Annotated in this window: 12 protein-coding genes and 3 pseudogenes; 7 read left to right on the top strand and 8 right to left on the bottom strand. The window is 68.1% G+C overall.

Going from position 1 to position 16203, the window contains the following annotated elements:
• The first annotated feature begins 17 nt into the window (after positions 1 to 17).
• Entirely contained in the window at positions 18 to 884 is an 867-nt protein-coding gene (locus ABLE92_RS11065; protein WP_348804803.1) for a GNAT family N-acetyltransferase, read from the top strand.
• Positions 881 to 1990: an o-succinylbenzoate synthase gene (menC, locus tag ABLE92_RS11060; protein WP_348804802.1), complete on the top strand. Its 1110-nt coding sequence runs from the start codon at positions 881 to 883 to the stop codon at positions 1988 to 1990. Before ABLE92_RS11065 ends, menC begins: the two co-directional genes overlap by 4 nt.
• Positions 1991 to 2150: 160 nt before the next feature.
• Here the strand turns inward: menC and ABLE92_RS11055 are convergent, their stop codons facing one another.
• Complete coding sequence (locus tag ABLE92_RS11055; protein ID WP_348804801.1) at positions 2151 to 3368, bottom strand: CaiB/BaiF CoA transferase family protein; 1218 nt, start codon at positions 3366 to 3368, stop codon at positions 2151 to 2153.
• A gap of 131 nt (positions 3369 to 3499) precedes the next feature.
• On the opposite strand from ABLE92_RS11055, the gene ABLE92_RS11050 reads away from it, so the two are divergent.
• The 5 genes from ABLE92_RS11050 to ABLE92_RS11030 are packed head-to-tail and all read left to right on the top strand — an operon-like array spanning position 3500 to position 8617.
• Positions 3500 to 4624: an MBL fold metallo-hydrolase gene (locus tag ABLE92_RS11050; RefSeq protein WP_348804800.1), complete on the top strand. Its 1125-nt coding sequence runs from the start codon at positions 3500 to 3502 to the stop codon at positions 4622 to 4624.
• Entirely contained in the window at positions 4621 to 5382 is a 762-nt protein-coding gene (locus ABLE92_RS11045) for a crotonase/enoyl-CoA hydratase family protein (RefSeq protein WP_348804799.1), read from the top strand. The genes ABLE92_RS11050 and ABLE92_RS11045 overlap by 4 nt, the downstream gene beginning before the upstream one ends.
• 13 nt (positions 5383 to 5395) lie before the next feature.
• Positions 5396 to 6793: a family 1 glycosylhydrolase gene (locus tag ABLE92_RS11040; protein ID WP_348804798.1), complete on the top strand. Its 1398-nt coding sequence runs from the start codon at positions 5396 to 5398 to the stop codon at positions 6791 to 6793.
• 9 nt (positions 6794 to 6802) lie between these two features.
• The gene (locus tag ABLE92_RS11035; RefSeq protein WP_348804797.1) at positions 6803 to 7738 is read left to right on the top strand and encodes a LysR family transcriptional regulator; all 936 of its coding nucleotides are present in this window, start codon (positions 6803 to 6805) and stop codon (positions 7736 to 7738) included.
• Between the two features lie 3 nt (positions 7739 to 7741).
• Positions 7742 to 8617, top strand: coding sequence for a LysR family transcriptional regulator (locus tag ABLE92_RS11030; protein WP_348804796.1), 876 nt, complete (start codon positions 7742 to 7744; stop codon positions 8615 to 8617).
• Between the two features lie 223 nt (positions 8618 to 8840).
• Here the strand turns inward: ABLE92_RS11030 and ABLE92_RS11025 are convergent, their stop codons facing one another.
• From ABLE92_RS11025 to ABLE92_RS10995, 7 genes and pseudogenes are all read right to left on the bottom strand, one after another.
• Positions 8841 to 9341, bottom strand: a complete 501-nt coding sequence (locus tag ABLE92_RS11025; protein ID WP_348804795.1) for a hypothetical protein — start codon at positions 9339 to 9341, stop codon at positions 8841 to 8843.
• Positions 9342 to 9380: 39 nt separating this feature from the next.
• On the bottom strand, positions 9381 to 9590 hold the full coding sequence (locus ABLE92_RS11020; RefSeq protein ID WP_348804794.1) for a helix-turn-helix transcriptional regulator: 210 nt from the start codon (positions 9588 to 9590) through the stop codon (positions 9381 to 9383).
• A 68-nt stretch (positions 9591 to 9658) separates the two neighbouring features.
• Complete coding sequence (locus ABLE92_RS11015) at positions 9659 to 10885, bottom strand: acetyl-CoA C-acetyltransferase (protein WP_348804793.1); 1227 nt, start codon at positions 10883 to 10885, stop codon at positions 9659 to 9661.
• Between the two features lie 46 nt (positions 10886 to 10931).
• Positions 10932 to 12576 (bottom strand): annotated as a pseudogene (locus ABLE92_RS11010) (class I adenylate-forming enzyme family protein).
• A complete protein-coding gene (locus ABLE92_RS11005) occupies positions 12573 to 13337 on the bottom strand; it encodes an SDR family NAD(P)-dependent oxidoreductase (protein WP_348804792.1) in 765 nt (254 codons plus the stop codon). The pseudogene ABLE92_RS11010 and the gene ABLE92_RS11005 overlap by 4 nt, the downstream one beginning before the upstream one ends.
• A gap of 28 nt (positions 13338 to 13365) precedes the next feature.
• A pseudogene (locus ABLE92_RS11000) lies at positions 13366 to 14501 on the bottom strand (thiolase family protein).
• 105 nt (positions 14502 to 14606) lie between these two features.
• A pseudogene (locus tag ABLE92_RS10995) lies at positions 14607 to 16008 on the bottom strand (MFS transporter).
• Between the last annotated feature and the right edge of the window lie 195 nt (positions 16009 to 16203).

Raw genomic sequence — 16203 nt, 5'->3', positions numbered from 1 at the left:
CGAGGGGTCGGCCCGCCATGACCGCAGACTCCATGTTCCCCAACGACTTTCCGGGCGTCCGGATACGCGAACTGAGTTCCACCGACGACCTCGATGCGCTCACCCGGGTGTTCGACGATGTGTGGCACCCGGATCCGACGAATCGTCCGGTGAGCGTCGACATGCTCAAGGCGTTGTCGCATGCCGGCAACTACGTCGTCGGAGCATATGTCGACGGCGAACTGGCCGGCGGGACCGTCGCCTTCTTCGGCGCCCCGGTCGGTGAAGTTCTGCACAGTCACATGACCGGGGTGTCGCGCCGCGGCATCGGACGTCGGGTCGGATTCGCGCTCAAACTGCATCAGCGCGACTGGGCGCGCGCGCAGGAACTGGCGCGCATCACCTGGACCTTCGATCCGCTGGTGGCACGCAACGCCTACTTCAACATCGCCAAACTCGGTGCCGTACCGGTGGCCTATCATCGTGACTTCTATGGCGCGATCGGCGACGAACTCGGCGGCGCCGACGAATCCGACCGGATGGTGATGAGCTGGGCGATCGATGGACCGGACACGGTGGGCCGCAACGGCATCGCCACGGTGGACAGCCTGCGTGCCGCCGGTGCGGTCGTCGCGATCGACACCACCGACCCCGCACATCCCGTACAGTCCCTCGAGGAGCCACGACCGGACGACACCGTGCTGGTGGAGATCCCGCGGGACATCGAGGCGATGCGTCGAGCACATCCCAGAGAGGCGTCGCGCTGGCGGCAGGTGACGCGAGACGCGTTGTCGCCGTTGCTATCCGATGGGCCGTTTCGTCCGGTGAGCTTCCTGAGATCGGGGTGTTATGTCTTCGGTCCGGCAACCGAGCGCGAACTCGACCCGATGAACGGAGCGTCGTGAAGATCACCGGAGTCGAGTTGCGGCGGGTGGAACTCCCGCTGGTGTCACCATTTCGGACATCCTTCGCCGTCGAGCACAGCCGCAACGCCCTTCTCGTGCGGGTGGTCACCCCGGGCGCGGAGGGGTGGGGTGAATGCGTCAGCATCGACGAGCCGGTGTATTCGTCGGAATACACCGACGGAGCGATCGACGTCCTGCGGCGCTTCCTGATTCCGGCAGTGACCAACGGCGACGACGTCACCGCGGTTGCGGTGGCGCCACGCCTGGCCCACATCAAGGGACACCGCATGGCCAAGGCGGCGTTGGAGGCAGCGGTACTCGACGCCGAATTACGTTCGGCGGGGATGTCATTGGCGTCCCGACTGGGCGGCACCGCGACGTCGGTGCCGGTCGGGGTGAGCGTCGGCATCAAGGACGACATCGGCGCCCTGCTCGATGAGGTCTCCGGATACCTCGAATCCGGTTACGGCCGAATCAAACTGAAGATCCAGCCCGGATGGGATGTGGAGCCGGTCGCGGCCGTGCGGGACCGCTGGGGTCCACGCCTCCCATTGCAGGTCGACGCCAACACCGCCTACACCCCGGCCGATCTGCGTCATCTGACCCGCCTCGACGAGTACGACCTCCTGCTCATCGAGCAGCCGTTCGACGAGGAGGACATCGCCAGTCACGCACGGCTGCGCCAGATCTCGACGACACCGGTGTGCCTGGACGAATCCATCCTGTCGGCCGCGGGCGCGGCCGACGCGATCACCCGCGGGGCCGTCGACATCGTCAACATCAAACCGGGCCGCGTGGGCGGATACCTCGAGGCTGCCCGCATCCACGATGTCTGCGCCGCGCACGGAATCCCGGTGTGGTGCGGCGGCATGCTCGAGACCGGGATCGGTCGCGCCGCCAACCTCGCACTGGCCTCACTGCCCGGCTTCACCCTGCCCGGCGACATCTCGTCGTCGGCACGCTACTTCCACACCGACATCACCGAACCCTTTGTGGCACAGGACGGTCGGATGACCGTACCCACCGGACCGGGTATCGGCGTCACACCACTGACCGATGCCCTGGCGGCCCTGACCACCTGGAGTGAGTGGATCACCGGGCCGTGAGCGTTTCGGCCACTGCGACCAGCGATCTCACCGCCGCTCGACCGCGCCGCCACCCCCGCCGGTCGAGTGCGCCGCGCGAGCGAAGCGAGCTCGTCGCGTATCGAGACCTCGCAAGCCGAAAGCCCGACGCACCCCACAGCTTCCGCTTGCACAGATGCCGTTACGGCGCGTCGTCGGCGTCGAGTTCGGCGAGGATGGCGTCGGTGTGCTCACCGAGGGCGGGGACCGCACCCATCGACAGTTCGACGTCCTCAAAGGTGATGGGCGGCAACAGTGCTCGGATCGGGCCGATCTCCGTGTCGACGGTGCGCCACCGATCGCGGGCGGAGAGCTGCGGATGTTCCACCAGGCCGGCGACGTCGCGGATCTGTGCGGCCGGGATGCCGGCCTTCGCCAGCCGCTCATCGAGGTCTCCGCTGGAGAAGTCGCAGGTGCAGTCGGCGACGAGTCCGTCGACCTCGGCGCGGCGGGCGACCCTCTCGATGTTGGTGGCGTAGCGCGGGTCATCGGCGAGTTCGGGGCGACCGAACACGTCGGTCACCAGAGTGCGCCAACCGCGGTCGTTCTGAACGCCGATGAGGATCTCACCGTCACGCGTCGGGTACGCGTCGTAGGGAACGATCGCGGCGTGCCCCACCCCGCAGCGTGGGATCTGCCGATCCTCGTACATCTGGATGTACATGGCGTGGCCCATCCACTCGACGGTGGCGTCGAACATCGACACCGAGATGCTCGCGCCGCGTCCGGTCACCCCGCGACGCACCAGCGCCGACAGGATCGAGGTGAGCGCATACATCCCGGCGGCGATGTCGGAGGTCGGTACGCCGGTCTTGGTGGCGTGCTCGGCGGTACCGGTCACCGAGATCAGCCCGGCCTCGGCCTGCACCAGCATGTCGTAGGCCTTGCGGTCACGCATCGGGCCGGCGGTGCCGTAGCCGCTCATGTCGACCACGATGAGTTCGGGATGACCGGCCCGCAGTGTGCCCGCATCCAACCCGAGACGGGTCGCGGCGCCCGGCGCCAGATTCTGCAGGAAGACATCGGCGCGGTCGATGAGGCGGCGCACCTGCAGCTTACCCAGCTCGGACTTGAGGTCGACCGCGAAGGACTCCTTACCGCGGTTCAGCCACACGAAATGCGACGCCAGCCCCTCGACGGCGGCGTCGTAGTTGCGGGCGAAATCCCCCTCACCGACACGCTCCACCTTGATGACGCGCGCTCCGAGGTCTGCCAGGTGCCGGGTGGCCAGCGGCGCGGCAACCGCTTGCTCGACGGCCACGACGGTGAGGCCGGCGAGCGGCAACCCGTCTTCGGTGCCAGAGTCACCGGCGCCGGAATCACCGGCGGGGTCAGCAGCGGTCGCATCATCGAAGCCCACTGCGCCACCCTGACCGTCGCACTGTCGGCGTGTCAACGTCCGAGCACATCTGTGACACATAGGGTTTACCTCACGATGCATGAGCCCAGAAATGGTTGCCCGATGCACCTATCCCGTGATCGTATGGATCGATGAGCACTGCATCGGATACCGAGCCGACGGGCTTGTCGGTGGTGGTCACCGGCCACCGACAGCGCGAGGCCTGGGCCGAGAAGGTTCTCCCACCGGTCGAAGAGGTCCGCCCCGGCCTGTTCTCCATCCCGGTGCCGATGCCGGGCAATCCGCTGCGCTACATCCTGGTGTACGCGCTGGTCACCGCCGATGGCGGACTGGCTCTCATCGACACCGGCTGGAACACCGACGAGTCGTGGGACACCCTGGTCGCGGGGATTCATGCCACCGGGCACGACCTCTCCGACATCACCGATGTCTTCATCACCCACCTGCACCCCGACCACTTCGGCCTGGTCCCCCGCCTGCTCGAGCACACCGATCCGCGGCTGGGTATGCACCGCAACGACGCCCGGTTCCTGCGTCATCACGACGAGGAGGAGGTGGCCCGTCAGGTCGCCGACGCCCAACTCGATCTCCTGGAGCTGGGCGCCCCCACCGAGATCGTCGACGCCGGAATCCGTGAGATCGTGCGTCTGCCGAAGGGCCGCACGATGGACGTCGAACTGGACGGCGGCGGGCCCCTGGACATCCCCGGCTGGAACCTGCGTGCGATCTGGACCCCCGGTCACACGGCCGGCCACCTGTGTTTCGCCGACGACGACGCCGGGGTGATCTTCACCGGCGATCATCTGCTCCCCCGGATCAGTCCGAACGTGTCGACCAACCCGTTCCAGGGCCGGAGTCCACTGGCCGACTACCTGACCTCACTGGCCAATACCGAGCACCTCGGTGATCTCGAGGCGATGCCGTCACACGAGTACCGATTCCGCGGCCTGTCCGACCGCGTCACCGATCTGCTGTCCCATCACGAGGAGCGGCTGACCGAGATCGCCGAGACCATCACCGACGCACCGGGATCCACCGCCTGGGAGATCACCCGGTCGGTCACCTGGTCGCGGCCGTTCGAGCAGCTGTCACTGCCCCTGAGCCGGATGGCGTTGCGCGAGACCAATGCCCACCTGGTGGTATTGGCCGAACGCGGACTCATCAGGGGCGTCGGCACCGAACCCATCGGGTGGTTCCCGACCGCCCCGACCTCGACTGAACCCCATCCCCCTGCTCGAGAGGACATTCCCCGATGAGTCCGGTCACCACCGAATTCGCCGACGGCGTCGCCGTTTTCACCATCAATCGGCCCGAGGCACGCAACGCGGTCAACCGTGAGGTCGCCGAACTCCTCGCCGCTGCCATGGACGAGTTCGATTCCCGCGACGACATCACCGTCGGCATCCTCACCGGAGCGGGTGGAACCTTCTGCGCCGGAATGGACCTGAAGGCCTTCACCCGCGGTGAGGTTCCGAGCGTTCCCGGTCGCGGCTTCGGCGGCATCACCGAGAAGCCGCCGAGCAAGCCGTTGATCGCCGCGGTCGAGGGCTGGGCCCTGGCCGGCGGTTGCGAGCTGGCCCTGTCCGCGGATCTGATCGTCGCCGCCGACAACGCGAAATTCGGTCTGCCGGAGGTGAAGCGCGGACTCGCCGCCGCTGCCGGTGGACTGCTGCGGCTGCCGAAGATCCTCCCCTATCAGCTGGCCATGGAGATCGCCCTCACCGGAGACCCGATCACCGCGCAGCGTGCGCACGATGCCGGCCTGGTCAACGTCCTCACCGCCCCCGGCGGGGCGCTCGACGGTGCGCGGGAACTCGGCGCACGCATCGCCGCCAACGGCCCACTCGCGGTCCGCGCCACCAAGGAGGTGGTCGGCATGGCGATCCGCTACACCGATCCCGACCTCGTCACCGCACAGCGCAGTGTCCTCGACCCGATCTTCGCCTCCGCCGACGCACAAGAAGGCGCGTTGGCCTTCGCCGAGAAACGTGCGCCGAAGTGGACCGGGAGTTGAGTACTCTGCTCCCATGAGCACCCCGGCGCCGCACCATCCGAGCGTGTCCCGCAGACAGCTCCTCACCGGCGCCGGGCTCGGTGCCGCTGCACTGGCAGTTGGAGCGCTGGGCACCGCCAAAGCACCTGCCGCGCCCGCAGATTCATCCTTCGCCTCCCCGACACCGGTAGCCGGATGGACCGAAGGCTTCCACTTCGGTGCCGCCAGTTCGGGTTTCCAATGCGAGGGATTCAACCCGGACTCCAACTGGCGACGCTACACCGACCGGGCGGCGAAGGCCGGCACCGTCGATCCGGTGCGCAACGCCGCCGACTTCCGGCACCGCTACGCCGAGGACCTGGAACTGGCGAAGGGGATGGGACTCAACACGTTCCGGATCGGCATCGAATGGGCCCGCGTCGAACCCCGGCGCGGCCACCATGACCCCGCCGCACTCGCCTACTACGACTCGGTGATCGCGACAATCCGGTCGCTGGGCATGAGCCCCATGATCACCCTGGTGCACTACGTGTACCCGGGCTGGGTGGCCGATCAGGGCGGTTTCCTCGCCGCGGCGACCCTACGCGACTTCGAGCGGTACGCCCGCATGATCACCGCCCGCTACGCAGACGCGTGCACGATGTGGATCAGTTTCAACGAGCCGTTGGTGTTCTACGGCCACGAGACGGAGATAGGCGCGATCACCACCGCCGACCTGCCGCGCTTCCTCGACGCCATCGCCGATGGGCATCGCATCGCCCACCGGGTGGCGCATGAGGCCAATCCGGATGCGCGGGTGGCCGTCAACGAGGCATTCCTGCCGGCGGTGACGCCGGTGACCGACGCGATGTTCTTCGATCGGGTCGTCGATGTCCTCGACTTCGTCGGCATCGACTACTACTACGGCGCCGCGCTCAGCAATCTCACCACCATCTACGGCGCCACCAGCGAATTCGCCCGCATCACACCACAACCCGACGACATCTATCAGGCCTGCCACCATTACGCGCACGCGTTCCCCGGGAAACCGCTGTACATCGTCGAGAACGGGATGCCCACCGACAACGGCCAACCGCGACCCGACGGCTACACCCGCGGAAACTTCATCCGCGACAGCCTGTTCTGGTTACAGCGGGCCCGCGGCGAAGGCCTGCCCGTCGTCGGATACAACCACTGGGCGATCACCGACAACTACGAATGGGGTACCTACGATTCACGTTTCGGTCTGTACCAGGTCGACGTACTGACCGATCCGAGCCTGACCCGGAAGCCGACGACCGGCGTCGACGCATATCGGGAGATGACCGCGCAGTCCGGTCCACGCGCCGGATACCGCCCCGTGATGGCCCCGGCCACCGGGTCCTTCGCCCGCATACCGCAGTCCTGGACGTCGCCCTCGGTGGTGGCCGGGCCGCGGGCGCGGCTGGCCTAGGATTATCGGGTGGACCTGCATCTCGCCACCTACTTCGTCGCGGTCATCGACCACGGGGGCATCACCAAGGCGGCGCAGGCTCTCTACATCTCCCAGCCGTCGCTGTCGCAGGCCATCCGCACTCTGGAACGTCGCCTCGGGGTCACCCTGTTCGACCGCACCGGACGCCGCCTCGAACTCACCGACGCCGGACGCCGGGTGGAGGTGGCCGCGCGACGCATCCTGGCCGACGTCGACCGCGCCAAGGCCAAGGTCGCCGCGGTCCGCGAATTGCGTTCGGGACGTGTGGACATCGTCGCCGACGCCTCCTTCGCGATCGATCCGCTGGTGTCGCTGGTACGGGCCTTCCGCACCCGGTTCGATCACGTCCTGGTGCGGATCACCGCCGCCGACGGCCCGGCCGGCATCCTCACCGCACTGCGCAGCGGCGACGCCGAGATCGGGGTGATGGATTCCGACGCCGACCACGCGAGTTTCACCGCGCTGCCGCTGGGGACGCAAGAGCTGGTGCTGGTCGCCGCGCCGGGCATCGTCGACGACGATCTACCCGACGCCGACGGCACACTGTCACACCCGAGCGTTCGTGACCTGCCGTTGATCGTCGATCTGTCCGATCAGGCCAGTGCTGCGGTTCTCGCCGGGATCGTCGCCGACGGCGCCCGCAATGTGGTCGTGGATTCGGCGCATCCCAACGTGACGTGGGATCTGGTGTCACGCGGGGTCGGTGCGACCATCGCGCCGCGGGCGGTGGCCGCCGACGAGGCACCGGCATTGCCCGTCTACGAGTTGCGGCCGCCGCTGCGACGCCACTACGGCCTGGTCCTGCGGTCCGGTCAACCCTCGCCCGCCGCGGCGGCGTTCATCGCCACCGCGCGCGGTGTGCTCGGTTCGCCGTCGGCACCCGGCTCGGAACCCGGTCCACTCGACGACGTGGCGGTGTGGTGAGCCATGGAGTTACGTCAGATCGAGTACTTCCTCGCGGTCGTCGAACACGGCGGCATCGGCGGCGCGTCGACCGCGTTGGGCGTCACCCAACCGACTGTGTCCCAGGCACTTCGGGCTCTGGAACGGGAACTCGGGGTGCAACTGTTCCACCGCATCGGACGCGGTATGGTGCCGAGTTCCGCCGGCCGCGCCCTGGTGGGCAGCTCACGGCAGATCATCCGCGACGTCGGCGCCGTCGACGATGCACTGTCGGCTGCCGGCGGCGAGGTGACCGGCCGGGTGGAGATCCTGGCCTCGCCCTTCGTCGAGGGACAAGCCGTCACCGACCTGATCCAGCGCTTTCGGCTCGACCATCCCAGTGCCACCGTTCATCTCGGCGACCTTCGCGACGAGGAGCTGGCCGCGACCATGCTCGAGGAGGGTCGCTGCGAGTTCGTGATCACCCACTTGTCCACGGTGTCCGACGATCTCGACGCCATCGTGCTCGGTGAGCACGAGTACTGGCTGGTCTGCCCACCGGGCACCGAGCTTCCCGACGGTCCGGTGGCGGTGGCCGACATGCCGCTCATCCCGATGATCTTCGTCCCGCGGGGCGGTTCGGTGGCCGACGAGATCGAAAGCGCCATAAGCGAATCCGGGGTTCGGCTACCCCTCGCGGTGATCTCCGCGCATCGGCAGGAACGCTTGCCGATGGTGCTCGCCGGGATCGGCGGCAGCCTCCTCGAACGGCAGATCGCCGAATCGGTCGCCGACCGCGCCGTCGTGCGCCCGATGAGTCCGCGTTTCGCGCGGACCTTTGCGCTCGTCTTCGATCCGGGCGCTCTGTCGTTGGCGGGTCAGGCGTTTGCCGATACCGCGCGGGCGATGGTCGGCGGCTGACGAGCCGTATCCGCCGGGCCGAGCTTCTCGAGGTCGAGGCCACTGCTGGTGGGTCGAAGCGGTTGCTTGCGTGACGCTCTCGTCTTGCGGAAGTGGCCTCGATACGCCCCTCGTTCCTCGGGGCTACTCGACCAGCGGGTGAGGCGCACCCAACCAGCAGGTGGGGCTGAATCGACCAGCGGGTGGGCCACTTCGGTGACTGGGCGCCGGTGCGTGCGTGGGGTCAGTGGTCGACGTCGTCGCCGGCATCGGCGGTCGCCATCGTCGCCTTCGCGCGACGACGTTTGGCCAGGAAGGTCACCGACCCACCGACCGCACCGCCCACAACGCCACCGACGATGGTCCAGACGACCAGACCCGATGAACCGTCGTCGGGCACCACAGCGCCCCATACGGCGAGGCCCATCGACACCGAACACGCCCCGACCAGCACACTGAGCAGGACCATACGCGTGCGCGCCGCGCGCGCATACGCGAGTGCCTGGGCGTCGACACCGCGCGCCTTCGCGAAGCGTTGCCACTCCCACGCGGGCACCACCAGCACCAGCCACAGCGCGATGGTCACCCAGATCGGGATGAACCAGGCCGCCACTGCCCCCAGCACCCAGAGCGCGATAGATCCCAGGATGTAGATATACGCGTAGCCGTCCAGCAGGACCGATCGCTCCCGCTCGTCGCCCCATGACCCGTCATCCGGACCCAGCAGCAGTTCCGGCACAGTCATTTTCGTCGAACCCATCTCACTTACCCCGTTCGTGAATCGTCATTCGTCGTCGGACAACGGAAACAGTTCCTCCACGGTCGCACCGAGAGCTCGTGCGATCCGCAACGCCAAGTACACCGACGGCGCGTAATCGCCACGTTCCAGCGACACGATCGTCTGCCTGCTCACCCCGACCGCCGATGCCAGATCGGCCTGTCGCATGGCGTTCCGGGTCCGCGCCACCCGTACCGGTGACTCCCGATCCGCCATGCCACGAGTAAAGCCCGCTTGACATGACATGTCAAGCGGGCTTTACACAGAACGTGTGGCTACGGGTGTCAGCTCACCCGCTCGAACACAGCCGCCAGACCCTGACCACCGCCGATACACATGGTCTCGAGACCGTAGCGGGCCTCTCGGCGGTGCAGTTCCCGGGCCAGCGAGGCGAGCATCCGGCCGCCGGTGGCACCGACCGGATGCCCCAGCGAGATACCGGAGCCGTGGACGTTCGTGCGCGCGAAATCCGCACTGTCGGTGGAGAACCGACCGAACCCCCATTCCCGGGTGACCGCGAGGGCCTGCGCCGCGAATGCCTCGTTCAACTCGATGACGTCGATGTCCGACAACGCCAAACCCGCTTTGGCCAAGGCCTTTTCGGTGGCCGGAACCGGACCGATACCCATCGTGCGAGGCGGTACGCCCGCCAGACCCCAGGACACCAGCCGCACCAGTGGTCGCAGCCCATGCTTCTCGGCAACATCGGGGGTGGTGACGATGCACATCGACGCGGCGTCGTTCTGGCCGCTGGCATTGCCCGCGGTCACCGTGGCATCGGGGTCGGTTTTGCCCATGATCGGCCGCAGACCCGACAGTGCCTCGAGCGAGATGTCGGCCCGCGGATGTTCGTCGGTGTCGATGACGTTCTCGCTCTTACGGTTCCGTACGGTGACCGGGATGATCTCCTCGGCCAGGATGCCGTCCTTCTGTGCGCGGACGGCCCGCTGATGGGATTCGACGGCGAGTTCGTCCTGCTCGGCGCGGGAGATGTCGTACTCCGCACGCAGGTTCTCGGCGGTCTCGATCATCCCGCCGGGCACCGGGTAGTTCTTACCACCGGCGGTCGAACGCGCGCGAACGAGACTGTCGTGCATGGTGATTCCGGTGCGTGCGCCACCCCAGCGCATGTCGACGGAGTAGAACGACGCGTTGCTCATCGATTCGGCCCCACCGGCGATCACCAGATCGTTGTCACCGGCGGCCACCTGATAGCCGGCCTGGATGACGGCCTGCAGGCCGGAGCCGCAGCGGCGGTCGATGTGCATGCCGGGTACCGTCGTCGGCAGTCCGGCGTCCAGCGCCACCACCCGGCCGATGGCCGGCGCCTCGCTGTTGCCGTTGCAGTGTCCGAGGATCACATCCTCGATGACGTCCGGCGCGGTACCGGTGCGCTCGAGCAGGCCGGACAGTGCGCTCACCCCCAGCTCGACGGCGGTCAACGCCTGAAACATGCCGCCGTAGCGGCCGATCGGGGTGCGAACCGGTTCACAGATGACCACGTCGCGCATGGGGTCTGCCCTTCTCCTTCGTGAACGATCAAAAGAATGTCGTGATTCAGCATGCCGCGAGCTGGGCCCGCAACGCCACCTTCTGGATCTTGCCCGCCGCCGACGTCGGCAGGGCGTCGACGACGATGACGTCGCGGATCTTCTTGTACGGCAGCACCTGTTCGGCGACGAAGCCGATGACGGCATCGGGGTCGACGTGATGACCGCCCTCGGCCACCACGAACGCCACCGGTTCCTGCCCCTTGGCGCCGGCCTCCCGGGCCACCACCGCGGCACTGGAGATGTCGGGGTGGGTCACCAGGATCTCCTCGAGCTCCCGCGGATATACGTTGTAGCCCTTGTAGATCAGCATGTCCTTGGCGCGGTCGCAGATGTAGAGGTGGCCGTCGTCGTCGAGGTAGGCGATGTCGCCGGTGTCGAGCCACCCGTCGACGTACTGCGCGGCGGTGACATCGGGATGATTCAGGTAGCCGGCGGTCACCTGCGGGCCGCGCACCCAGAGCCCGCCCCGCTCGCCCGGTGCGAGCACCGTCGCCTGATCGTCGAGCGAGCGGATCTGCACCTGGGTGTCGAAGGTCGGCAATCCCACACTGCCGAAACGGTAGTCACCGATCCCCGACGCACCGGCGGTCAGTGGCGCCGACGACACCAGGCAGGTGGCCTCGGTCAGACCGTAACCCTCCACCACCGAGCCGTGCGGGAACGCGGCGGCCAGCCGCTCGAGGGTGACGTGGTCGATCGGTGCGGCCCCCGACGAGACCACCCGCACCGACGACAGGTCCCGGGTCCCGACGTCCGGATGCGCGGCCAGCGCATGCCACATCGTCGGGCTCCCGGTGATGTAGGTGGCGCGGTGGGTCTCGATGAGCTCGAGCATCCGCGCCGGATCGAACCGCTGCGCGCCGGTCACCGCCAGCGCATGGGTGGCGCCACACAACAGCAGGAAGGACATGTTGATCAGGGCGTGGGCATGGAACAGCGGTGAGACCACCACGGTCGCGGCAGCTCCCGGCACCACGCCGCGATTCGAGTCTTCTCGAGCCACCAGCGTGAAGCCACCGTCGGCGTCCTCGGTCACGGCGTGTCCCGCCCGCCAGGCGATCATCTGCGTGGCGTTGGCGATCACGTTGCGGTGCAACACCTGCACGCCCTTGGACACCCCGGTGGTGCCGCCGGTGAAGGCGAGGTGAGCGACGTCGTCCCCGGTGATCGTGAGCTCGGGAACCCCGGTGGCGTCGGCGGTCAGTTCGGCGAGGGTGATCACCCCGGCCGGGGCCGCCTCGCCGTCGACGAGGATCACCGCACGCAACGCGGAATCGGCTGCGGCCAAAAGGGTGTCGAGTTGCTGCGCTCCGGTGAACACCGCCACGGCGGCGGTTTCGACGAGCTGGGTCCGCAGACCCGGCACCGGTTGTGCCGGGTTGATCAGCGTGACCGCGGCACCGGCCCGCAACGCACCGTAATAGGCGACGACGAACTCGATGCTGTTGGTGAGATGCAGTGCCACCACATCGCGTTCGGCCACCCCGGCCGCCCGCAGCCCGGCGGCCACCGCGGCGGTACGCACGTCGAGGTCGTCGTAGGTGAGGACGGTGACACCGTCGACGACCGCCGCACGTCCCGGGTAGAGGTGCGCCATGCCGGCCGGGGGGGTCGGCGAGAGTGAGTGCCGGGTAATGGAGTTCGCTCATCGGGGCGCCATCCGGATGGCGCCGTCGAGCCGGATGGTCTCGCCGTTGAGGTAGCTGTTCTCCAGGATCGACACGGCCAGCTCACCGAATTCCGACGGCTTGCCCAGCCGCGACGGATTGGGGATGCTCGCGGCCAGCGACGCGCGTACATCGTCCCGCAGACGCGCCAGCAGCGGTGTGTCCATGGTGCCGGGGGCGATGGTGTTGACGCGGATCAGCTTGCTCGCCAGGTCACGCGCGGCCACCAGCGTCATGCCGACGATGCCGGCTTTGGAAGCGCTGTAATTGATCTGGCCGATCTGGCCCTCGAAGGCGGCGACCGAGGCGGTCATGACGATGGCGCCGCGTTCGCCGTCGATGTCGTCGAGGCGGGCCATCCGTTCGGCCCCCAGCGAGAGGGCATGGAAGGAACCGATCAGGTTGAGGCGGATGACGAACTCGAAGTCGTCGGCCGACCCGGCCTTGCCGTCGCGGTCGAGGATGCGCATGCGCCGGCCCGCGCCGGCGCAGTGCACCAGCGCCCGAAGCCCACCCCGGCCGTCCGCGACGTCGAGGGCGGCCGCGAACTGTTCGGCGTCGGTGATGTCGGCGGCGGCGAAAGCTGCTGCCGGGCCGAGCGATTCGGCGACAGCGGCACCGTCGGAGGTGGGCAGATCGATGAGGGTGACCTGCCCGCCGGCATCGATGATGCGTTGTGCGGTGGCGAGTCCGAGACCGGACGCGCCACCGGTGACGGCGGTCGAGAGACCTTTGAGTTCCATGTATCCTCCTGAGAATTGAGGCGAGTGTTCAGCCGAGCAGTTCGTAGATCGTGGCGTTGGCCATGCCACCCGCCTCGCACATCGTCTGCAGGCCGTGGCCGATACCGTTGTTGCGCATGTGGTGGACCAGCCGGGTGGCGAGGATGGCCCCCGAACCGCCGAGGGGATGGCCGACGGCGATGGCCCCACCGAGCGGGTTGAGGGCCTTCTCGTCGGCACCGGTCTCGATCTGCCACGCCAGCGGCACCGGCGCGAATGCCTCGTCACCTCGAAGGCGCCGATGTCGCCGATCGAGAGTCCGGATCGCGCAAGGGCTTTGGCGGTGGCCGGGATCGGTCCGGTCAGCATGACCACCGGGTCGTCGCCGGTGACGACGGTGGTGTGGATGCGGACCAGCGGCGTCAGGCCGCGGGCGGCGGCCTGAGCACTCGACATGATCAGCAGCGCGCCGGAACCGTCGGAGATCTGGGAGGCGTTGCCCGCGTGGATCACTCCGTTCTCGTCGAAGACCGTGCGCAGCTTGGCCATCGATTCCAGCGAGCCGCCGCGCCGGATTCCCTCGTCGCCCTCGAGCACCCCGGGTAGCGGGGCGAGTTGCCCGTCGAAGGCTCCGGCGTCGGAGGCGGCCGCGGCGAGTTCGTGTGAGCGCAGCGAGTATTCGTCGAGTCGGGTGCGGGAGAGGCCCCAGCGGCGTGCCATCGTCTCGGCGCCGAGGCCCTGACTGAAGCGGTCCACACCGTAGCGGTCGAGGACGGTCGACGGTTGGTGTTCCCCGTTGGGGGCGGCGCTGCCCATCGGGACGCGACTCATCGATTCCACCCCGCCGGCGACGACCACGTCGAGTTGACCGGAGATGACCGCGGCGGCCGCCATCGCGATGGCCTGCTGACTCGAGCCGCAGGCGCGGGTGATGGTGGTGCCGGGAGCACTCTCCGGCCAGCCGGCGGCCAGGATCGCGGTACGCGCGATGTTGCCGGCCTGCTCGGCATGCTGACTGACGCATCCCCACATGACGTCGTCGATGTCGGCCGGATCGATGCCGGTGCGTCCCACGAGCGCCTCGAGGACGTGGGCGGAGAGGTCGGCCGGGTGGATTCCCGACAACGCTCCCCCGCGTCGTCCGATCGGTGTGCGGACCGCGTCGACGATCACTGCGTCGGTCATGGTCGTGTCCTTCCCTTGCTGCCGGTCCTTCGAATCCACCATGACCGGTGTTGCTTCACAAGTAGATTCACGTTCATGCGGTCATAGCCGTGGCCTATGGTCGCCTCACGCATCGGCGTACACCGTGGTCCGGATCGCCCTCTTGTCGCGGTCGGGATCGACGAAGATCAGCGCCAGCACCGCGGTCACCGCGGCGACGAGACCGAGGATCTGGAAGGCGGTGGCATAGCCCGCGGCCTTGCTCGAGGCGGCGTCGACAATCAGCCCGGTGGCGTACGGCGCGATGAGTCCGCCGATGGCCATCACCGCGAGAAACGCGCCCAGGGTGCCGGCCATCTGGCGCGGCGGGCAGATCTCCGAGATCGCCGAGTTCAGCAGCGGGAAGACGATCGCGGCGAATCCGTACCCGACGGAGACCACCATCACGGCGACGATCGGGGTGCCGATCGACGGCAGCAGCGCCAGCATCGCACCGCAGAACAGGACCCCGGCCGCGGGCACGATCACCCGGACCTTGCGTGACGACGACCCGGCCGCGAGCATCCGATCGCCCACCGACGTCGACACCAGCATCAGGATCAGACCGACGATCGAGGGCAGCGCGAACATCGATCCGGCCTGCACGCGGCTGTAGCCGAGGCCGACCTCGAAGTACGACGGCAGCCAGGTCAGCACGACGGTGACCAGCGCGTACACACTCATCACCAGCAGCGCCCCGAAGACGAAGGTGCGTGAGGTGACGATCCGGCGCCACGGCACCGTCGGTTCCTCGGCCACCTCGGTGGCACCAGTGTCGTCCGACGCCTTCTTCACGCCACCCTTGGTGTACGGACCCTCACGCCACGTACCCAGCCAGATCACGCACCAGACCACCCCGGCCACCGACAGGCAGATCAGTGCGGCGCGCCAGCCGAGGCTGACGGTGACGACGGCCAGGACGGGGGCGATGGCGATCTTGGCGATCGATGCCGCGCCCGCGAGCAACGCCGACGGCACACCACGCCGGGCGGGCGGATGCCACGAGTAGGCGGCCGTGTGCAGCAGCGCCGAACTCGGTCCCTCGGCCAGGCCGAGCAGCAACCTGCTGACGATGAGCACACCGAACGACGCGACCGCCACCAGCGGCAGCATCGCCACCCCCCCAACACAGCGCGAGCAGGATCAACGCCCATTTCAGGGTGAGCCAGCGGTTGAGCAGTCCGGCGAAGAAGCCGCCGATGGTGAAGGTCAGGAAGAACAGGCTGCCCACCAAACCGATTTGCGCCGAACTCAATCCGATCTCGTCGGCGAGTGGCTGGGCGATGATGCCGAGGACAGCCTTGTCGGCGTAGTTGACGACGTAGAGCGCCACCAGGAGGCCGGTGAGTCCCCACGCGGTGCGACGCGATTCGCCGAAACCACCGGCCGAGCCACCCGCGGGGGTGGCGGCCGGGATGTCGGTGGTGGACGGGGCCGTGGCGAGCGTGGTCGTCGGTTCGGGAGTGCCGTCGGGGGCGGCGAGGGTCATGGGGTCCTCCGGGGGTTCTGGCGGCGGGGATGAGATCCGGGAGCGAGTGTGGCGGCGCCACCCGATGCTCGAATGAGTGCGCTGGATCACAGCCGCAGTCCCATCAGAACCGACGGTCCGTTTTGCCGACAATGCCCAAGTTGGCGATGGAGCCGGAAGGCCGAACCTATATGCGCAGGTCGGGCGCCGAATCCC

The sequence above is a fragment of the Gordonia oleivorans genome (assembly GCF_040044975.1).
GTDB classification, from domain to species: Bacteria; Actinomycetota; Actinomycetes; order Mycobacteriales; family Mycobacteriaceae; genus Gordonia; species Gordonia oleivorans.
Note: the sequence above shows the minus strand (reverse complement) of the source record. Positions and strands in the feature narration are given on the sequence as shown.

Bases quoted from the DNA above. Each gene is read 5' to 3' on its own strand.
- ABLE92_RS11065 (WP_348804803.1), top strand. From the start codon at position 18: ATGACCGCAGACTCCATGTTCCCCAACGACTTTCCGGGCGTCCGGATA.
- ABLE92_RS11050 (WP_348804800.1), top strand. From the start codon at position 3,500: ATGAGCACTGCATCGGATACCGAGCCGACGGGCTTGTCGGTGGTGGTC.
- ABLE92_RS11045 (WP_348804799.1), top strand. From the start codon at position 4,621: ATGAGTCCGGTCACCACCGAATTCGCCGACGGCGTCGCCGTTTTCACC.
- ABLE92_RS11040 (WP_348804798.1), top strand. From the start codon at position 5,396: ATGAGCACCCCGGCGCCGCACCATCCGAGCGTGTCCCGCAGACAGCTC.
- ABLE92_RS11030 (WP_348804796.1), top strand. From the start codon at position 7,742: ATGGAGTTACGTCAGATCGAGTACTTCCTCGCGGTCGTCGAACACGGC.
- ABLE92_RS11025 (WP_348804795.1), bottom strand. From the start codon at position 9,341: ATGACTGTGCCGGAACTGCTGCTGGGTCCGGATGACGGGTCATGGGGC.
- ABLE92_RS11020 (WP_348804794.1), bottom strand. From the start codon at position 9,590: ATGGCGGATCGGGAGTCACCGGTACGGGTGGCGCGGACCCGGAACGCC.
- ABLE92_RS11015 (WP_348804793.1), bottom strand. From the start codon at position 10,885: ATGCGCGACGTGGTCATCTGTGAACCGGTTCGCACCCCGATCGGCCGC.
- ABLE92_RS11005 (WP_348804792.1), bottom strand. From the start codon at position 13,337: ATGGAACTCAAAGGTCTCTCGACCGCCGTCACCGGTGGCGCGTCCGGT.